At 68.3% G+C, this 18,477-nt stretch carries 15 protein-coding genes; 8 read left to right on the plus strand and 7 right to left on the minus strand.

What is annotated here, in order from left to right:
* Both Q322_RS0111295 and Q322_RS23360 read left to right on the plus strand, forming a co-directional pair.
* Positions 1 to 382: transposase (locus Q322_RS0111295; protein WP_029478019.1), on the plus strand; the 382-nt coding region annotated here is incomplete at its 5' end.
* A gap of 177 nt (positions 383 to 559) precedes the next feature.
* A complete protein-coding gene (locus tag Q322_RS23360; RefSeq protein WP_156953014.1) occupies positions 560 to 754 on the plus strand; it encodes a hypothetical protein in 195 nt (64 codons plus the stop codon).
* Here the strand turns inward: Q322_RS23360 and Q322_RS0111305 are convergent.
* Entirely contained in the window at positions 751 to 1,953 is a 1,203-nt protein-coding gene (locus Q322_RS0111305) for a cysteine desulfurase-like protein (RefSeq protein ID WP_029478020.1), read from the minus strand. The genes Q322_RS23360 and Q322_RS0111305 overlap by 4 nt on opposite strands.
* A 475-nt stretch (positions 1,954 to 2,428) precedes the next feature.
* Between Q322_RS0111305 and prxQ the strand changes: the two genes are divergently transcribed.
* From prxQ to Q322_RS0111320, 3 genes are read left to right on the plus strand one after another with little or no spacing between them, the layout of a single operon-like run.
* On the plus strand, positions 2,429 to 2,920 hold the full coding sequence (prxQ, locus tag Q322_RS0111310; RefSeq protein WP_029478021.1) for a thioredoxin-dependent peroxiredoxin PrxQ: 492 nt from the start codon (positions 2,429 to 2,431) through the stop codon (positions 2,918 to 2,920).
* A gap of 10 nt (positions 2,921 to 2,930) precedes the next feature.
* Positions 2,931 to 3,611, plus strand: a complete 681-nt coding sequence (gene rpiA / locus Q322_RS0111315; RefSeq protein ID WP_029478022.1) for a ribose 5-phosphate isomerase A — start codon at positions 2,931 to 2,933, stop codon at positions 3,609 to 3,611.
* A gap of 9 nt (positions 3,612 to 3,620) precedes the next feature.
* On the plus strand, positions 3,621 to 4,655 hold the full coding sequence (locus Q322_RS0111320; RefSeq protein WP_084147946.1) for a PIG-L deacetylase family protein: 1,035 nt from the start codon (positions 3,621 to 3,623) through the stop codon (positions 4,653 to 4,655).
* A 20-nt stretch (positions 4,656 to 4,675) separates the two neighbouring features.
* On the opposite strand, the gene Q322_RS0111325 is transcribed toward Q322_RS0111320, so the two are convergent.
* On the minus strand, positions 4,676 to 6,721 hold the full coding sequence (locus Q322_RS0111325; RefSeq protein WP_029478024.1) for a thioredoxin domain-containing protein: 2,046 nt from the start codon (positions 6,719 to 6,721) through the stop codon (positions 4,676 to 4,678).
* Positions 6,722 to 6,818: 97 nt separating this feature from the next.
* Here Q322_RS0111325 and Q322_RS0111330 point away from each other — a divergent pair, with 97 nt between their 5' ends.
* Positions 6,819 to 7,742, plus strand: a complete 924-nt coding sequence (locus Q322_RS0111330; protein WP_029478025.1) for a transglutaminase-like domain-containing protein — start codon at positions 6,819 to 6,821, stop codon at positions 7,740 to 7,742.
* Between the two features lie 236 nt (positions 7,743 to 7,978).
* Here Q322_RS0111330 and Q322_RS0111335 read toward each other — a convergent pair whose 3' ends face one another.
* Entirely contained in the window at positions 7,979 to 8,290 is a 312-nt protein-coding gene (locus Q322_RS0111335; RefSeq protein WP_245593234.1) for a hypothetical protein, read from the minus strand.
* Between the two features lie 127 nt (positions 8,291 to 8,417).
* On the opposite strand from Q322_RS0111335, the gene Q322_RS0111340 reads away from it, so the two are divergent.
* Entirely contained in the window at positions 8,418 to 9,377 is a 960-nt protein-coding gene (locus Q322_RS0111340; RefSeq protein WP_051668464.1) for a LysR family transcriptional regulator, read from the plus strand.
* A gap of 43 nt (positions 9,378 to 9,420) precedes the next feature.
* Positions 9,421 to 11,040, plus strand: a complete 1,620-nt coding sequence (locus Q322_RS0111345) for a gamma-glutamyltransferase family protein (RefSeq protein WP_029478028.1) — start codon at positions 9,421 to 9,423, stop codon at positions 11,038 to 11,040.
* Positions 11,041 to 11,196: 156 nt separating this feature from the next.
* Here Q322_RS0111345 and Q322_RS0111350 read toward each other — a convergent pair whose 3' ends face one another.
* The 4 genes from Q322_RS0111350 to Q322_RS0111365 all read right to left on the minus strand — a co-directional run bounded on the left by Q322_RS0111350 (position 11,197) and on the right by Q322_RS0111365 (position 18,399).
* Positions 11,197 to 13,227 carry a Kelch repeat-containing protein gene (locus tag Q322_RS0111350; RefSeq protein ID WP_051668465.1) on the minus strand — a complete coding sequence of 677 codons (2,031 nt, stop codon included), beginning with the start codon at positions 13,225 to 13,227 and terminating at the stop codon, positions 11,197 to 11,199.
* 173 nt (positions 13,228 to 13,400) lie between these two features.
* A complete protein-coding gene (locus Q322_RS0111355; RefSeq protein ID WP_034418394.1) occupies positions 13,401 to 14,672 on the minus strand; it encodes a delta-60 repeat domain-containing protein in 1,272 nt (423 codons plus the stop codon).
* A 174-nt stretch (positions 14,673 to 14,846) separates the two neighbouring features.
* The gene (locus Q322_RS0111360) at positions 14,847 to 15,932 is read right to left on the minus strand and encodes a WD40 repeat domain-containing protein (protein ID WP_051668466.1); all 1,086 of its coding nucleotides are present in this window, start codon (positions 15,930 to 15,932) and stop codon (positions 14,847 to 14,849) included.
* Positions 15,933 to 16,077: 145 nt separating this feature from the next.
* Positions 16,078 to 18,399: a PQQ-dependent sugar dehydrogenase gene (locus Q322_RS0111365; protein WP_051668467.1), complete on the minus strand. Its 2,322-nt coding sequence runs from the start codon at positions 18,397 to 18,399 to the stop codon at positions 16,078 to 16,080.
* Between the last annotated feature and the right edge of the window lie 78 nt (positions 18,400 to 18,477).

Consider the following 18,477-nt stretch of genomic DNA (forward strand, 5'->3'; position numbering starts at 1 on the left):
AACGGGTGAGAGTCGATTCTGGCTGATGCCGGAGGTCTCCAAGCGAGCGTATACACTGGTGATGGCGGCTTTTGCCCACAGTGTGGGCGCGAGTGAAGATCACCATGTTCTGGTGGTAGAGGACGGAGCGGGTTTCCATGTCCCTCCAGAGGAGGGACAGCCACCAGGTGTCCAGATCATCACCCTGCCCCCTTACTCACCCGAGTTGCAACCCGTGGAGCGCATGTGGGACCTGACGGACGACACAGTGGCCAATCGCTGGTTCGACACGATGGATGACTTCACTCAGACGCTGGGCCAGCAATGCGCCTGGTTGGAAACCCAGCCAGATCTCATCTCCCAGCAGACCCTCTTCCATTGGTGGCCCTTGTCAAGGAATTAATCGGAGTCAGTATCAGACCGCCTCGGCCACACGCGCGTTGACGACGAGGCCGCACACCCGGGTTACGGCGGCTCGAACGAAACGCTGGGACGGCTGGCGTACGACGCTTCAGGGCTTTCAGCGGGCCTGTGCCGCGCCTGGCTGGACGGCGATACTCTCTCGCTGGGTACGCCTGGCGTGCGGCCTGACCTCCGGCACACGGGGCTGAGACGGGCGCTGCTGCTCTCGGTCTGTCAGGCGGCGCGGGCGGCAGGTGCAGTGCATATGCAACTGGACGCCTGGGGTGACACCGACGCGGAAAGGGCCGAGGATGAGGCGCTGGGCCTGAGCGTGAAGATAGAAACGCCGATCTATTCATCCATGCCGCTCTAAATCCTTGCCAGCAGCCGCTCCACATCGTCCACGCTCGTGTAATGCGCGATGCTGACGCGCACGACGCCTTCCGGGTAAAGCCCCAGATCCTTGAGGGGCTGCACGGCGTAGAAGTGGCCTGCCGCCACGTCCACCCCGGCGGCGGTCAGGCGGGCGGCGGTCTGGTCCGGAGTCTGGCCGTCCACGCGGAACGCCGCCGTTCCCACCCGGCCCGTCATGTCCTGCGGGCCGTACAGCGTGACGTTTTCCCTGCCTGCCAGGCCCAAAATCAGGCGCTCGGCCACCGGCCCTTCCAGTTGGGCAATCCGGGCGTAGGCCGACACCAGCGCGGCGCGCGTCAGCTCCGGCGAACCGCCCAGTTCGCGCAGGTAGTCCAGCGTTCCCAGCCATCCGGCCAGCAGCTCGTACTGCGGCGTGCCGTGTTCGATGCCGGTGATGTCGCCGTCCGGCACGAAGCTCAGCTTGGGCCAGGGCAGGTTCGGGCGGTGTTCAGGTTTGATCCACAGCGCCCCCAGATGCGGTCCGAAGACCTTGTAGGGGCTGAACATCACGAAGTCCGCACCCCACGCCGCCACGTCCGGCAAGGTGTGCGGGGCGGCGTGAACGGCGTCCACCACGCACCAGGCCCCCGCCGCGCGCACCTGGGCAGTCACGGCGGGAATGTCCACGGTCACGCCCAGCGCATTGCTGGCCGCCGCGACCGACACCAGTCGGGTTCTGCCGGGCAGCAGCCCGGCCAGATCGTCGGCGTGCAGGCGCATCTCCGGCTTGCGGGCGTGCCAGACCTTTACGGTCACCCCGGCGCGCTCCAGTTCGCGCCAGGGGCTGGCGTTGGCCTCGTGTTCCAGGCCCGATACGATCACCTCGTCCCCTGGCCCCCACAACCGGGCAAAGGCGGCGGACAGGCGGAAGGCCAACGCGGTGGCACTCTGCGCCAGCGCCACGTCCTCTGGCTGGGCGTTCAGGAACAGGGCGGTGGCCCCCCGCGCGCGGTGCTTGAGGGCCAGAATCTCCGCGCCTGGCTGGTGTCCGGGCATGGCGTTGGTTGCGCCGTAGCGCATCAGGTGGGCAGTGATGGCCTCTACGGCGCGCAGGGGCAGCAGCCCGCCCGCCGCGTTGTCCAGGTACGCGCGGCCCGCCGCCAGCGGGGGAAACTGCTTACGCAGACGGTCAGCCAGGGTCAGGGTCGCAGTGGTCATGCCTCAGAGTGTAGGCCGGGTTGGGGGAGTTGTGAATGTTCAGGATCAGGCTGCGGGGCGTACGGGCAAAGGTCACCGGAACAGTCGAGCGGTAGGGTACTTCCACGGTTCAGCAACTGACAACTACAGTTTTTTACTGTCTGAGACAGCAGTAATCAGGGCTGGGCTTCGGTCTTTCGACAGGAACGACCACAGGCGATGTTCTGGAGGGATGCAGCCACCACAATCCGCCCGCCCACAGCCTGCCGAGTTGACCGTGCACATGCAGTTCAAGACCGGCGTGCCGTTCCTGCGGACCGCTCCCCTCGCGCGCTGTGTCGGTCTCGTTCTGGCACTCGATGATGGCTGGGAGTGTCAACCCCCGTGACCTTGCAGCCCATAGGCCAGGAACCAGCTCGTGCGCGCCTTCCTTCACGCTCAGGCGGCGTCCAGCAACCGGGCGCAACCGGGGCCGCTACCGCGTTACCCTGAACGCATGACAGACCCTGCCCCCGTCCCCCAGTCCGGCCAGCCCTTTCCAGCCTTCACCCTCAACGACGCCTCCGGCCAGCAACACGGCCTCAGTGACTTTGCGGGCAAGTATCTGGTGCTGTACGTCTACCCCAAGGACGACACCCCCGGCTGCACAAAAGAAGCCTGCGATTTCCGCGACAGCGCGCCCCTCAAGGCGCTGGGCGCGGCCATCGTGGGCGTCAGCGCGGACGATGCCGAGAGCCACAGCCAGTTTGCCGAGAAACACAGTCTGCCCTTTCCGCTGCTCAGTGACCCGGACGCCGCGTTCCTGAAAAGCATCGGCTCATATGGCCCCAAGAACATGTACGGCAAGGTCACCGAGGGCATCAAGCGCCAGACCTTTTTAATCGGCCCGGACGGCACACTGGTCAAGAGCTGGCTGGCCGTGTCGGTGGACGGCCACGCGGACGCGGTGGCGGCGGCCATCGAGAAGGATCAGGCCGGGCGTGGCTGACCCCCATGCAGTGGATCTGGAGCCGCTGAAGAGGGAGGCGGCCCTGCGTGCCGTCGGCCTGATCGAAAGCGGGATGCGGGTGGGCCTGGGCACGGGCAGCACCGCCAAATACGCCACCGAGGAGATCGGGCGCAAAGTAAAGGCCGGGGAATTGACGGGCATCGTGGGCGTCGCCACCAGCGAGGCCAGCGAGGCTTTGGCCCGCGAGGTGGGCATCACCGTGGAAGCTCTGGACCCGCGCCCGCTGGACATTGCCATCGACGGCGCGGACGAGATCGCCCCCAACCTCGATCTGATCAAGGGGCTGGGCGGCGCGCTGCTGCGCGAGAAGCTGACCGAGATTCAGGCGCGGCGGCTGATCATCATCGCGGACCACAGCAAGATCGTCGCTCAGATCGGCGAGAAGGCCCCGCTGCCCATCGAGATCGCGCGTTTCGGTTTCCTCAGCACCATCGAGCGCTTGCGGCAGATCGTTCCCGGCGGGCGGCTCCGGCAGCCTGGCGCGCAGCCCTACGTGACCGACAATGGCAATTACATCTATGACGCGCAGTTGGCCGTGGGCGGGGACATCGCCGCGCTGGAACGTCAGCTCAAGGGCACGCTGGGCGTGGTGGACACCGGGCTGTTCCTGGGCATGGCCGAGCGCGCCTTTGTCGCCTCGCCGGACGGGGTGCGCGAACTGGGCCGCTAAGCTGGACCCATGCGGCGGCTGATCGGACGGGGGTTGGGCGGGCGGCGTTTCGGCAGTCGGCGGCGGGACTGGGTGCTGGGCGCGCTGCTGGTCGCGCTGGCGCTGGCCTACGCCATCAACGCCGGCTCGGCGCTGGTGGTGCTGTACCCGCGCGCCGTCGCCGCCGTGCGCGCCCTGCCCGAACTGCCGCCCATCCGCGCCGGGCAAACGGTCTTGATGGTCAGCCCGCACCCGGACGACGAGAGCCTGTGCTGCGGCGGCATGATCGCCGGAGCGGTGCGGGCGGGGGCGCAGGTGTACGTGGTGTGGGTGACCAGCGGCGACGGCTTCGAGCTGGACGGCGCGCTGCTGGACCGCACCTTTCGCCCGCGCTTGGTCGCCACCGAGAAGCTGGGACGCCGCCGCATGGACGAGGCCGCCGCCGCCGCCGCCGCCCTGGGCGTTCCCGCCGATCACCTGACCTTTCTGGGTTACCCCGACGGCGCGCTGCTGAAGATGTGGAGCAGCCCCGATCCGGTGCGCTCGCCGCATACCGGCGCGCTGCGCGTCCCGTACACCCGCGCCCTGTCGCCCGGCGCGGTCTACAGGGCGGCCAACCTGCGCCGCGATCTGGACAGCGTGCTGGATAAGGTCAAGCCGGACGTGGTGCTGCTGCCCTCCACCAGCGACTTTCACAGGGATCACATCGCCACCAGCCTGTTCACACAGGAGGCATTAAGGGCGCGCGGCTGGACCTCGCGCGCGCGTTACTGGATCGTGCATGGCGGGTTGGAGTGGCCGGTGCCCAAGGGACTGCACGAGGGCTTTCCGCTGCTGATCTCGCCGCGCGGCTTTCACCTGCCCTGGCAGCGCGCCGATCTGGAGCAGGAAGACGAAGACCGCAAGCTGAGCGCCCTCAGGGCCCACCGTAGCCAGATGATGGTCATGCGCCGCTTTATGGAGGCCTTCGTGCGCCAGAACGAGCTGATCACCTTGCAAGACACCGGCAACCCCGCCGACGGCACACGGAGTGAGGAGGAGGACGGGGGGTACGGAGGATTCTGATCTTCTGATTTAAGGGGCGCTCAGCCCGTCCCCTTCGCCAGTTCCTCCAGTTGCCGCCTGAACTGCGCCGCATCCGATGTGGGCAGGTCGCAGGCGCGGCCCAGACACACGTAAGCCTGACCACCACCCGGACGGTCCTGCAAGACGGGGAGATCGCCGCCCGCTTCAGTAAAAGTCAGCGCCGTGAAGGGCAGTGAGATCTCGGCGGCCACCGCTTCCAATTCCCGGCGCTCGTCGGGCGTGCCGATGATGGCAACCTCGGAATGCGGTGCGGCCAGGAACGCCGCCACCCCCCACAAACCGCCGAAGCCCCCGCTGGCGGCCAGCATGTCGGCGCGGAAGCTCTGGACAGTGCGGCGGGCCATTTCTTCGGCGTCGGGCAGGGCGTAATAGCGGTCCATCCACAGCGCCAGCAGCGCCGCCGCCGCGTTGTCGGACAGCACCGCGCTGTCGAAGCCGGGGGCCTGACGCGTCAGCAGCGTCTCGGCCCGCCCACCGGAGGCCATGAACACGCCCGCGTCGTCATTCCAGAAATCGCGGCGCACCACGTCCCATAATTCGCGCGCCCAGTTGAGATGAGCGGTATCGCCGCCCGCCTGAAACAGCGCCACCAGACCCAGGGCGTACAGGGCGTGGTCTTCGAGCAGGCCCTCCACCTTCGCCTGACCACCGCCCCAGGTGTGGCGCAGGGTGCCGTCTGGCAGGCGCAATTCGGCGCGGATGAAGTCGGCGTTGCGGCGGGCGATTTCCAGATAATGCGGCTCCTGCAAAATGCGGGCGGCGTCCGCGAAGGCGGCCAGCGCCAGCCCGTTCCAGGAGGTCAGCACCTTGTCGTCGGTGCCGGGTTGATCGCGGTTCTGGCGGGCGGCGTGCAGGCGGTTTTTCAGGCCCGCCAGGTGCATGCCGATGCGCTCCTCGCTGTCGGCATGCAGGGCCGCCAGATCGGCCACAGAAGTCGCCAGAAACGGTACCGAGCGCCGCCCGTGTTCGGGGCGGTGGGGGTCCAGAAAGTTGCCCTCGTCGGTGATACCCAGATGATTCAGCAGCAGCGCGGCGTCCTCGCCCTCGCCCAGCACGGCGCGCACCTCGTCCGGGGTCCAGGTGAAGGTCAGGCCCTCCACGCCTCCCGTATCGGCGTCCTGAGCGCTGTAAAAGCCGCCGCCCCCGTGCAGCATCTCGCGCTCCAGGTAGGCCAGGGTCTCGCAGGCCAGGCGGGCGAATTCGGCGTCGCCGCTCACCTGGTAGGCGCGCAGCAGCGTGCGCGCGAGCTGGGCGTTGTCATACAGCATCTTCTCGAAGTGCGGCACACGCCACTGCGCGTCCACGCTGTAGCGGTGAAAACCTCCGCCCAGTTGATCGTAGATGCCGCCGTGGCCCATCCGGCGCAGGGTACGGAGGGCCATGCTGCGGCCCTCCACACGGGTCAGCAGGAAATCGAGGGTGGTGGGCGCGGGGAATTTGGGCGCGCCGCCAAAGCCGCCCTGCACGGCGTCGTGCACGCGGCGCAGGTTCGCCACACCGCGTTCCAGAAAGTCGGCGGGGAGGTCCCCCTCTGCCGGGCGCGGCCCGCTGGCCTCGCGGACGTGGGCGCTGAGGGCCTGGGCGTTCGCGGTGATTTTCTCGCGGTCCGTGTCCCAGGCGTTGACCACACTGGCCATCACGCGCATGAAGCTGGGCAGGCCGGGGCCGTCGCGCGGCGGGAAATACGTTCCGGCGTAGAACGGCTCGGCGTCGGGGGTCAGGAACACCGTCATGGGCCAGCCACCCTGCCCGGTCATGGCCTGGGTGGCGGCCATGTACACCGCGTCCACGTCGGGGCGCTCCTCACGGTCCACCTTGACGTTCACGAAATGCCCATTCATAAAGGCTGCCGTCACCGTGTCCTCGAAGCTCTCGTGGGCCATCACATGGCACCAGTGGCAGGTGGAATAGCCCACCGACAGCAGCAGCGGCACGCCGCGCTCCCGCGCCTCGGCGAAGGCGGCCTCGCCCCAGGGCTGCCAGTCCACCGGGTTGTCGGCGTGCTGGCGCAGATACGGGCTGGATTCGGTAGCAAGGCGGTTCATGCTGCTCAGGCTAACGCGCCCGCATGTTCACGGCATATGCGGGCCACTGAGTAGACTTCACACATTCAGTTTTTCAAAATGCCTCAGACTACGGTGAATGACACAGGTCGCCGGTACTTCTCAAGACAGCACTTCCACAACAGCGGACACCGCCATTGACCGTCCCGTTCGGGTGCGCGCCGGGTTCTCGCTGACCTTTGAAGTGCCGTTCCCCACCCCCATGCTGTTCGTGGTGCAGCCCGCCGACCGCCTCCAGCCCACCGGCACCCGTCAGCGCATCATCGACGCGCGGCCCCTGGGCGCTGCTTCAGGCATCCACACCTATACCGACGGCCACGGCAACACGGTCTGGCGCACGGTGGCGCAGCCCGGCACCTTTACCATCGGGCATGACCTGATCGCGGAGATCACGCGCCACCCGGACCCGGTGCTGCCCCACCTGCGAAAGACGATGGTGGAGAAGCTGCCCGACGAGACCATCCAGTACCTGCTGCCCAGCCGCTACGTGGACAGCGACATGGTCAGCGCCGAGGCGTGGGACCGTTTCGGGCATATCACCGGGGGCTGGGCGCAGGTGCAGGCCATCAGCGACTTTCTGTTCGACGAGTGCGCCTACGGCTACGGCTCGAACAGCTCCACCAGTGCCAAGCAGGCGCTGGACAGCCGCCGCGCGGTATGCCGCGACTTCGCGCACATGGGCGTGGCCTTTTGCCGGGCGCTGAACATCCCCGCCCGCTATGTCTGCGGTTACATGCCCGATATCGACATCGTGCCGGACCCCGTGCCGATGGACTTTCACGCGTGGTTCGAGGCGTACCTGGACGGCCAGTGGCGCACTTTCGACGCCCGCCACAATAAGCCGCGCGTGGGCCGCGTGCTGATCGCGCAGGGCCGCGACGCCAGCGATGTGGCCTTTTCCACCACCTTCGGCAGCGCCACCCTGACCCACATGAAGGTCTGGGCCGACGAGACGGATTTTGAGAACACGCTGGATATCGAGCCGAACCCCAGGATTTTCTAGGCCGGGGAAAGGAGATGGCAGTGACAGGTTCTGGAGCTGCCGATTCGGTTTGACCCCTCCGGCCCTTCGGGCCATCTCCCCTCAGAAGGGAGGCAAGGAGATTCCTGCGTGGCACGATCAATTGCGCCTCTTGGCTCTCCTAAAGGGGAACTGGCTGCAAAGCAGACTGAGGGGTTCGCCTTCCAGCTTGCCGCTCATCCGGCCCCCAACCCTCTGCCTCACAGCTCTACGGGGACCTACCCCCGCCGCCCCCGCACCGGCCCCAGCGGCGTCCAGCCCACTTCCCGGAGAGCGGCGCGCAGATCGTCCGGGCCGAGCCAGGGCAGCAGGGGCCGGGCCTCCAGCGTCACGTCGCCCAGCCGCGCCACCGGCCACGCGCGCAGTTCCCAGTGGGGCAGAACGGGAAGATCCTGCGGTCCTGTGGGCCGCACCGCTTCCAGCACGAGGCCGCCGAACAGCTCGTCGGCGGGGCGCACGGACCGCAGCGACTGGGGGGCCTGCATCCGGGAAAGGGGAAAGGCGGGGGTAAGGCGGGTATTCAGGGTCATGGTGGACCTCCTGCACCCAGCTTGCGCTTTACAGACGATTTTGGACATCGGTTGCGTGCCACACGCCGCACAACAGAAATCGGTTTTCCCGATGGGTGGGTTCCGGCGCGCGGCCCTACAATGCAATATGGCCGCCTCCAGATTCCTGTCCACCCACGCCCAGCCCACGCTGGCGCAGTTGCGGGCGCTGATTGCCGTGGTGGACGCGGGCGGGTTTGGCGAGGCAGCGGCGGAGTTAAACGCCTCCCAGTCGTCATTGAGCGAGGCGGTGGGCAAACTCGAAGACCTGACAGGCCGCCCGCTGCTGCGCCGCAGCGCCAGGGGCACCGTGCCCACCCCCGCCGGACTGCGCGCGGTGGCCCACGCCCGCGCAGCCGTGCAGGCCGCCGGGGACGTGCTGCTGGCGGCCCAGGACGACGGCGAATTGTCAGGCGTGCTGCGGGTGTCATCCTTCCGTTCGGCGGCCGCCCACCTGCTGCCGCCCGTGCTGGCGGCCTTCCGGCGGCAGCATCCGGCGGTGACGGTCAGAGTGCTGGACGGGGACCGGCACAGGGGCCAGGCCGGGGAACAGCAGGTGCGGAGCGGACAGGCCGATATCGCTTTCGTTGAGAGCACCGAGGCGCTGGGCCTGCGCCTGACCTTCCTGCTGCAAGACGACTATCTGTTTATCGCCCCGGAGTCGCGCGGCCCGCATCCGGTCACCGTGGAGGAACTGGCAACCTCGCCGCTGCTCCTCTCGCCCAGGGGCGACGCCTGCCACCAGCGCATCGAAACCTACCTCCACGGCCTGGGCATCGACACGTCCAGGGCCACCGAGCTTGATCAGGACAGCGTGATCCTGGGCATGATCCGGCACGGCCTGGGGGTCACGGTGATGCCCCGGCTGGCGCTGCTGCCAGTGCCGGACGGACTGGTGCTGGTCCCCCTGCCCAAGCCGCTGACCCGGACGATGGCCGTGGCCGCGTTGCCGCACCGCGCCGGATTGCCGCTGATCCGGGCCTTCACGGCGGCGCTGGTGGACTCGCTGGGGGACTCTCTGGGGGCCTGGCCACCGGACGGGGCGGACCATTCGGGCGCGCCAATCTGATCTGGAGGAACACCCCTCATTTCCCTGCTACCCTCTGGGGCATATGTCCTATCAGAGCGAATCGCCGGTGGTGCGCCGTCCCGTCTACGCCTCACGCGGCATGGTGGCCACCGGACAGCCACTGGCCGCGCAGGCGGGCCTGAGCATCCTGCAAGCGGGCGGCAACGCCGTGGACGCCGCCCTGGCCACCGCCGCCGCACTGACGGTGGTGGAACCCACCGCCAACGGCATCGGCGGCGACCTGTTCGCCCTGGTGTGGGCCGGGGGCAAGTTGCACGGCCTGAACGCCAGCGGCGCAGCGCCCGCCGCCCTGTCGCTGGACGCCGTGCAGGAGCGGCACGGCATTGCCGGGCACAGGGGTGAGATGCCCCGCCACGGCTGGACCCCCGTGACCGTTCCCGGCGGCGTGCGCGGCTGGGCCGATTTGCACCGCGCACACGGACGGCTGGACTTCGCGCAGGTGCTGGCCCCGGCCATTCGCTACGCGCGGGAAGGCTACCCGCTGTCGCCGGTGCTGGCGGCAGGCTGGGCGCGGGCGATCCAGGTTTACCGGGGACTGAAGCTGCCCATCATGGACGAGTGGTTCCGCACCTTCGCCCCCGACGGCTTTGCGCCCGCTCCCGGCATGCTGTGGCGCAGTGAGCATCAAGCCCGCACACTGGAGCAGATCGCGCAGAGTGACGGCGAGTCGTTTTACACGGGCGAGCTGGCCGCGCAGATCGACGCCCACGCGCGGGCCACCGGCGGTCTGCTGCGGGCCGAGGATCTGGCGGCGCATCAGAGCGAGTGGGTCACGCCCATTTCCGTCGAATACGGCGGCCACCGCGTTCACGAGATTCCGCCGAATGGTCAGGGCATCGCCGCGCTGATCGCGCTGAATATCCTAGAGGGCCAGCCGCTCCCCGATAGGCGCGATGACCCGGACGGCCTGCACCGCCAGATCGAGGCCCTGAAACGCGGCTTCCACGACGCGCATCAATTTGTTGCCGACATGCGGCACAGCGCGGTGGACGTGAAGCATCTGCTCTCTGAGGCCAATACGCAGACGCACCGGGGCGTTCTGTCGGACACGGCCCACGATCCCGCCACCGCCGCGCCCAGCAGCGGCGGCACGGTCTACCTGGCGACGGCAGACGACGAGGGCCAGATGGTCAGCCTGATCCAGAGCAATTACATGGGCTTCGGCAGCGGCGTGGTGGTGCCTGGAACTGGGATCGGGCTACACAACCGGGGCCACAACTTCAACCTGGAACCCGGCCATCCCAACGCTCTGGCTCCCGGCAAACGCCCGTACCACACGATTATTCCCGGCTTCCTGACCCGGGGCGACGGCACCCCTGTCGGCCCCTTCGGCGTGATGGGCGGCTTCATGCAGCCGCAGGGCCACCTGCAAGTCGTCCTGAACACCGTGCGCTACGGCATGAATCCGCAGGCCGCACTGGACGCTCCGCGCTGGCAGTGGCTCTCGGGGCTGGGGGTGGAGGTGGAAGCAGGGCTGGGTGCGGACCTGGCCCGCAAGCTGGCAGCGCGCGGCCACCGCGTGAGCGTGCAGCTCGATTCGGGTTCTTTCGGACGCGGCCAGATCATCTGGCGCAACAGTGAAACCGGCGTGCTGGAGGGCGGTACCGAGAGCCGCACGGACGGCCACATCGCGGCGTGGTAACCAGCACTGGCCTCTGCCTCTGCACAGTCCTGAGTAGTCCCGAGTCGACAGAACACCAGCCCCGCAGCGCAGAGCAGGCAGTACAGGGGAGGGAGGCCGGAGGGCCTTCCGGCTGAGTGGGGACGGCAACCGCAGCCGGCGCTCAGCCGCCCCTGCTCAGCGCTGGCTGACCCAGGTGGAGGCGGTGGGACCGTCAGCCGTCGAGCCGCCGGTCACCACCAACTGGCCGTCGATCACGCCAGCCACCGGGGACTGGCGGGGACCGGGCAGCGGCGTCAGGGCCGTCCAGCGATCGGTCGCCGGGTCGTATTCGGAGACGTTGGCGACCTCGCGGCTGCCCAGCGTCACGCCCCCCGCCACCACCAGGCGGCCATTCCAGACCACCGTGGAGGCGGTGGTATGGCCCAGCGGCAGCGGCAATGGGCTGACGGAACGCCAGGCGTCGCGGCTGGGATCGTAGACATGGACATCGCTCAGATCGCCGTTCTCCTCATCGCCCAGATGCTGACCGCCCACGGCATAGACCAGCCCATTCAGGGTCACGCCTGCCAGGTGGTTGCGCGGATTGGGCAAAGGTGCAGCCCCGCGCCAGCCCTCCCCCTGGCCCACGCGGTCCAGATTCAACACCCAGTGGTCGCCGTGGTCGTCCTCGTAGCCGCCGCCCTCGTTTCGCACCACGCCGCCGAAATAGTGCAGTTCCCGGCCCACCCGCGCCAGCCCGCCGCCGCCGCGCGCCTGCGGAAGCGGGGGCATGGCCGCCCAGGTGTCGGTTGCCACGCTGTACTTCCAGACATGGTTGGTCTGGGGACCGGGATGATTGCCCAGAAACCCGCCAGCCAGGTAGATGTTCTGCCCGTCGACCGCCACACCCGCGTGGGTCACGAAATCGGGGATGTCGCGCAGCTTCCGCCAGCGGTCCGTGGCCGGGTTGTAGGCGGAGGCGGCCCGCGTGGCGGTGGGCTTGTCGTTGACATTCCTGTCGAAGCCGCCGAAAACGTACAGTTCGCCGTTCACCGCCGCGCCCTGACCTTCGTAAAGCGTCGTGGGGGCGTTGGTGCGCGGCAGCCACTTGACCGCCAGGGCCGCTGCGCCCGTCACCGGGCGAACATTTTCCAGCACGAACACGGCGTCCTGGTAATCGCCGTTCGCCGACGGCTCAAAGCCCAGCAGGTAGCTGTTCGGCACAGCCTTGCCAGCGCGGTCCTTGAGGGGATAGGCGCGCACGGCGTGGCGGGTGGGGCCGGTGTTCAGGCGGTCCAGGCTAAAGGTGGTCTGCTTGGCGTAGCCATTGGCGGCCAGATAGATCCCAAACGGGGCGCTGCCCGGATCGAAAGTGGTCTGACTGCCCGCTTCGAGCTGGGGGTTCAGGGACTGGAAACTGGCGGAGGTCATGGTTCCCAGCACCTGGGTCCGGGCCGTATCGCCGTTCAGCACGAAGGTGCCGTACGCCGAGGGGCCGTCCGGGGAATAGCGCGCCACCGGGCGCAGGGTCACCTTGCCTGCCGAGGCGCGCTCGAACAGCGGGGCCATCACCTCGTCGCCGATAGGCTCAGCGCCCGTGCCCAGAATCAGGGCGCTGCTGCCCACATTGATCCGGTAACCCAGGGCGTCCACGATCTGCGCCAGGGCGGGTTCGCTGTCACCCTCCAGACCAGCGGCCCGCAGACCAGCCAGCTCCACCTCTCCGACAGGTGCGCTGTCTCCTACGGCGCGCAGGGTCGCGCGCAGCACGCCTGTGGACGTGCCGGGCAACAGGCGCACGTTCAGGCTCAGGCCCGCTCCGGCGGCCAGCGTCAGCGGAAAGGTGGGCGGCGACACCAGCCCGAAGGCCGCCGCATTGCTGAGGGTCACGCCCTTGAGCGTCACCGAAGCGCCGCTGCTGTTCTGGAAGGTCACGGTCTGCTCGGCGCTGGCCCCGGCCCCGGTGCCGTCCCTGGTACCGCTGAAGACCAGGGTATCCGGCTGGGCACTCAGGACGGCGGCGGCAGGGGGCACCGGCGCAGTGACTGGCGGTTCTGCCGGAGGCGTGGCCTCGCCGCCCTGAGGCTGCGCGCAGCCGGTGGTCATCGCCAGCAGCGCGGCCAGGGTCCAGCGGCCCGGATGCCAGCGGTTGGAGGTGTGGCGCTGGGCGAGGCGGCGCACCGAGGTGGCCGGTGGGGTTGGTGGGCAGGGCGTGAATGGGTTCATGGCTCTCTCCTGAGTCGATTTGGCTGTTCTGGGTTGACCGACCGGGAGAGTTCTTCTCGCTGGTACCTGGTCTGCTGCTGCTGAGGTCTTCTGGTCATGGGGCCTTCTGGTCGTGGGTGCCGGATTTGCCGATGGTCACGGCGGGCGGAGAGGACGCGGCGGGCAAACTGCCCTCACGGCTCAATTTCGGTCACCGGATCGAGGCCTGCCAGCAGCTTTCCCTGCGGGGTGGTCCCGATCTGGGCGCTGTCGGGCACGGTTTGAAAGCCCTCGCTGCCAAAGGTGGGGTCCGGCGAGCCGTCTGCACCCAGGCGGGCCAGCCCCGGCTGCGCCTGCTCCTGGCCAGAAGCGTCGGGGACGAACTGCGCGCAGCCGCCCAGCACCGCCCGATTGCCGGGCAGCAGCGCCAGCGAGACGCCGGGTCCCCGGTCCGCCGCGCCGCCACTGCCCGGCGCGCTCCCGTCCGGCAGGACGCGCAGGGCACTGGTGTTCTCGTAGGCCCAGGCCGGATCGCTCTTACCCGTCGGCAGCAGCCGCGCCAGGGTGCAGACCCCGCTGCTCAGGTATCCGGCAGTCAGCACCCGGCCCAGGACGTCCACGGCTAGGCTGCTGGGCCGGGTGGCCGCAAACCGGTCTTGCCGCACCGTTGCCACGCCCTGCTCCCCAAAAGTGGGGTCAGGCACGCCGCTGGCACCAAAGCGCGTCACCACCCAGCGGCTATACGTGCCGCCCTTCAACGACAGCGCTGTGCCGCCCACCAGCGCGCCGCCGTCCGCCAGCGGCCACAGGCTGTAGGCCGAGGCCGAGTCATCCACCGACAAGGCCACCTGTCCGCCCGCGCCAAAGGTGGGGTCCGGCTGTCCATCCGGCAGCAGCCGCGCCAGCACCACGCTGGAGGCAGGGGCCGCCGGGTCTGCCGCCAGGTCACGGCTGCCGCCCGCCACCAGCACGCGCCCGTCCGGCAGGGCCGAGAACGCCTGAGGGGCGGCGGGCAGCCCGGCGGTGACCCGTCCATCCTGCCCGAAGGCGGGGTCAGGCTGCCCGTCCGGCAGCAGCCGCAGCAGCGCGTGGCCGCCCAGCGCCAGCAACTTGCCGTCGGCCTGCACGGTCAGGCGCAGGACTTCCGGCAAGCTGCCCTGCACCGTTCGGGGCAGCCGGACCTCCCCTGCCGCGCCGAAGCTGGGATCGGGCTGGCCGCTGGTCAGGTACCGCGAGAACACGTACTCCGCGCCGCTGAGGCCAAACACCACGACGCGGCCATCGGCCTGCACCGCCGTGTCCTGGGCCGCGAATGCAGCGCGGATGGGCTGCTGGGCCTGTGGGTCCGACTGGACCGGACCAGACTTCACGGCCAGCGCGCCGCCGGGGGGCAGCGATGAACAGCCGCACAGGACCAGCAGGGCGGAGATCAGGGTCAATCGGGCGGCGGTCTGTCGTTTTATCACTGGTTTAAACCTCATCGTCTGACGTACTGGCGGCGCGGGGATCCCCGCGTTCGCCTGTCGTTCGGCCCCTGAACCCTGGCCTTGGTCATTGAATGGTGACGGGGGAAGCGATACAGCAACGTTAACGGCGGCTGGCGCGGGAACCGCCGTCCGGTCCGGACCATGAAGGCACGCTCAGCGGGGGTGGGCGGCCAGCGTCCACAGCAGCACGCGGCGGTCCCGGCCCCCGGCGGCGGCGGCGGCGGTGCCGTCCGGGCTAAAGGCCAGCGCCTTCACGCCGTCGCTGTGGCCGCCCAGGGTGGCGAGCAGCTCACCGCTCTGCGCATTCCACAGCCGCGCCCGTCCGTCCTCCGCGCCCGACAGCAGCCGCTGGCCTTCCGGCGAGAAGGCCACAGCGTCCACGGGGCCGCCCTGGGACAGCAGTTCACGCTGTAAATCTCCGGTCTGCACAGTCCACAGGCGCACGGTGCTGTCCCAACTGCCGCTGGCGAGCGTCGTGCCGTCCGGGCTGAAGGTCACGGCACTGACATAATCCCCGTGCCCACTCAGCGTTCGCAGGGGCAGACGCTGGGCCACATCCCACAGCCGCACCGTGCGGTCCCGGCTGCCGCTGGCCAGGGTCCGGCCCGCCGGGTCAAAGGCCAGCGAGGTCACCACGTCGCCGTGACCGCGCAGGCTGCCCTGCACGCGGCCAGTGGCGAGGTCCCACAGTTTGACGCTGTTGGCCGCGCTCGCCTGCCCGCTGTTGTCGCCGCCCGCCGTGGCCAGCGTCAATCCATCGGGGCTAAAGGCCAGCGCCGTGACGTGGTAGGTCTGCGGGTCCAGCGTCAGCAGGGGCGTACGGCTGTTCGCGTCCCACACCCGCACCCGCCCGTCCCCACTGGTGGCCGCCAGCCTGCTTCCGCTGGGGTTAAAGACCAGCGCCGTGACCGCTCCCGGCTGGCGCAGGCTGGGGCCACGCTTCTCTATCTGCGCCTGTCCCATCTGCGCCTTCCTCATCTGCCTAGAGCCGCCCCCCACGGGCCACCACTGGATCAGCCCCTCGCCGCTGCCGGTGACCAGCCACTCGCCGTCCGGGCTGTAGGCCAGCGCCCCGGCGTAGGTCCGGCTGACCTGCCAGATGCGGCTGGGGCGCAGCTCGCTCAGGGTGGCTGACGTCTGGACGATGGAGGCTTGAATGGGCGGCAGACTCAGGGCAGAGACGCTAAGCAGGCTTTGGCCGCACAACAGGGCCGCGAACAACAGGGTAGGGCGATTCATGCAAACCTCCGGGGGCAGATGCTGGGGCAGCGGAAAAAAACACAGGGGCGGCGCGGGAGGCCGGACAGAACCGGACCTCCACGCGCCGCCCTGGAGCAGGACTGGGTGGGAAGGGAGATCTACAACAAACTCTGTCTGGACCGACTTACTGGGGCCTGACCAGCAAAATGGTTCCCATGCCGGTCTTCTCATCGAGCTGGGCCACGTACAGGTTGCCGTTGCTGCGGTCCTCGGTCAGGTCCAGCGGGCTGGGGTTAAAGTTGGTCAGGCCAGAAATCCCCGGCTGGGCATCCACAATGTCGCCGTTCGCGCCCGGCGTCAGCACGATGATGTCTTTGCCCTTGCTGTAGCGCACCACCAGCAGGCGGTTCTTGAGCAGCGAGTTGCCAGCGGTCGTGTATTCCTCGATCACGCCGTTGGCCGAGGCATGCGCGCCGAAGTCGTAGGCGAAGCCGCCCCAGTTGCGGTCTGGCTTGGTGCCCACGGCATACTCGATGACCTCGGCGGGGTCCTTGCCGTCCGTGGGGTTGCCGCCGTTCATGACCCACTCGCAGCGCTCTGGGTTGGGGTGGCCGTAATACTTGTTTTTCTGGACGCGGAACAGATAGTCGTTCTGCGTGCCGACGCTGTCTTTCCCAATCACTGCTGGGCCGGTGTAGACCCCGTCGGGCCGGTTGGTGCAACTGGCAGGCAGGGGGTCAGGCGTGCTGGGCGTGTTGCCACTGGCCGCCGCGCCGTTGGTGGGTACGTACAGCGAACCGTTCTTGGCCCAGACCATGTCATAGGCGTTGCGGATGCCGGTGGCGTACAGCGTGACCGGCGCGCCAGGAGCGTAGGGATCGTAGGTGCCGCCCTCACTGGTCTTGACGTTCACGGGTGAGCCTGGAACGATCCTGGACACGTCCACCCGCAGCAGCGCCGCATTCAGCAGCTTTTCCGGGCGGTTGCCCCACACGGGATCGGGCGCACCGGTCGAGCTGTCGCTGCCCTGCAAAACGTACAGCGCGCCGTTTTCACCGGGCTTGAAGGCAATGGAGTTGGTCTCGTGGTCGCGGATCGAGCGGGGCAGGCCCGTCACGTAATCCTGCACAGTTTCCAGATTCTGGCCGCTCAGGCGCGTGATCTTGCCGCTCCACTCGGGGGCCTGACCACTCCCAGCCCAGAAGTAGTTGTTGCTGATCCACAAGATCAGGTTGTCCGCCGTGCTGGCCGGGTCAAACTTCAGCCCGATGATGGTGCGCGGACCATTGTTGGCCGCCTGGACGGATTTGATGATCTGAGGCGTACCCAGCGTGCCGTCGGCCTGCATGCCGAAGCGCAGGATCTCGCCGGTCAGGGTAGAGGCGTACAGTTTGCCGTCCGGCCCGATTTCCACGGAGGTGTACGGGAAGCTGGGGACGTTGCTCTGCGGCACCTGGGTGAAGGCCACCGTGCCGCCGCTGGTAGAGGCCGAGCCGGTGACAAAGGTGGTGTGGACGGGCACGAAGCTGTTGCCCGACACGTCCTTGAGCGCGCCCGTGATCTGGAAGGTGTAGGGCGTCAGCGCCTTCAGGGCTGTCAGGGGCTTGACGATGATCGCGTCCCCCCCACCCGAAGTGGTGATGGTAGCCGGAATCTTCACCGCGCTGCCCTGTTCGGTCAGGTAAGCAGCGTTCGAGGTCACCGAGTCCAGCTTGATGGCACCGCCGGGCAGGTTCACGTCGACGGTCACCGATTCGTTGAGGTCCACCATGGTCTGTCCGTCTTCGGGACTGATGTCACGCGCGCTGGGAACGTTGCCGGGCGCAATAATCACGTAATTGATCTTGGTGTTCGTACCGCCGATGGCGTCGATGGTCAGACGGCCATCCGTGACCGGCACGCGCCGGGTGACCGAGCGGAATTTGTTGGTGCTGGCAGGCATGTACGGCGCGATGGCCACCTCGCCCTCGATGTTCAGGGCGTGCGTGCTGTCCAGCGAGTTGCTGGCGTCGCCGGTACTGACGGTCACGGTGTAGGTGCCATTGTTGAGCTTGTATTCCCAGGCGGCGGCGGTGCGCTCGGCAGTTCCGCTGGCGTTGGCGTCGTACTGCATGTGAATGAAGGTGTTCAGGCGCGCTTCCACAGCGCTCAGCTTGCGGTCACGCGCATTCACGCTGACGTCCAGCGGTGTGTGGGCAGCAGCCTGGGTGACCCAGCCATAGCCGCGCGTGTTGTTGAAGGCCGCGCCGGTATCGGCGGTGTAACCCGCAGGCGCTGCCGAAGCGGCAGGCTGAAAGTTGATCTTCAGGCCGTCGATAGGCAGTTTGGTGGGGGGCGTGATGGGGGGCGTGGTGGGGGGCGTGGTGGGAGGCGTGGTGGGGGGCGTAATGGGGGGCGTGATGGGCGTCGACTCTGGGCCATTACAGGCGGCGAGTAACCCAGTCAGGACGAGGCCCAGTACGGGCAGGCGGGACGACAGCAGCGGACGAACAGAGGTTTTGGGCATCAGAGGTAGGTTCCTTTTGTCGGGGATTTTAGGGTGGGTTTGTCGCTCTGGAGGCGGCGGTCACGCGGGGCACGGCCA

The organism is Deinococcus frigens DSM 12807, from assembly GCF_000701425.1.
GTDB lineage: Bacteria > Deinococcota > Deinococci > Deinococcales > Deinococcaceae > Deinococcus > Deinococcus frigens.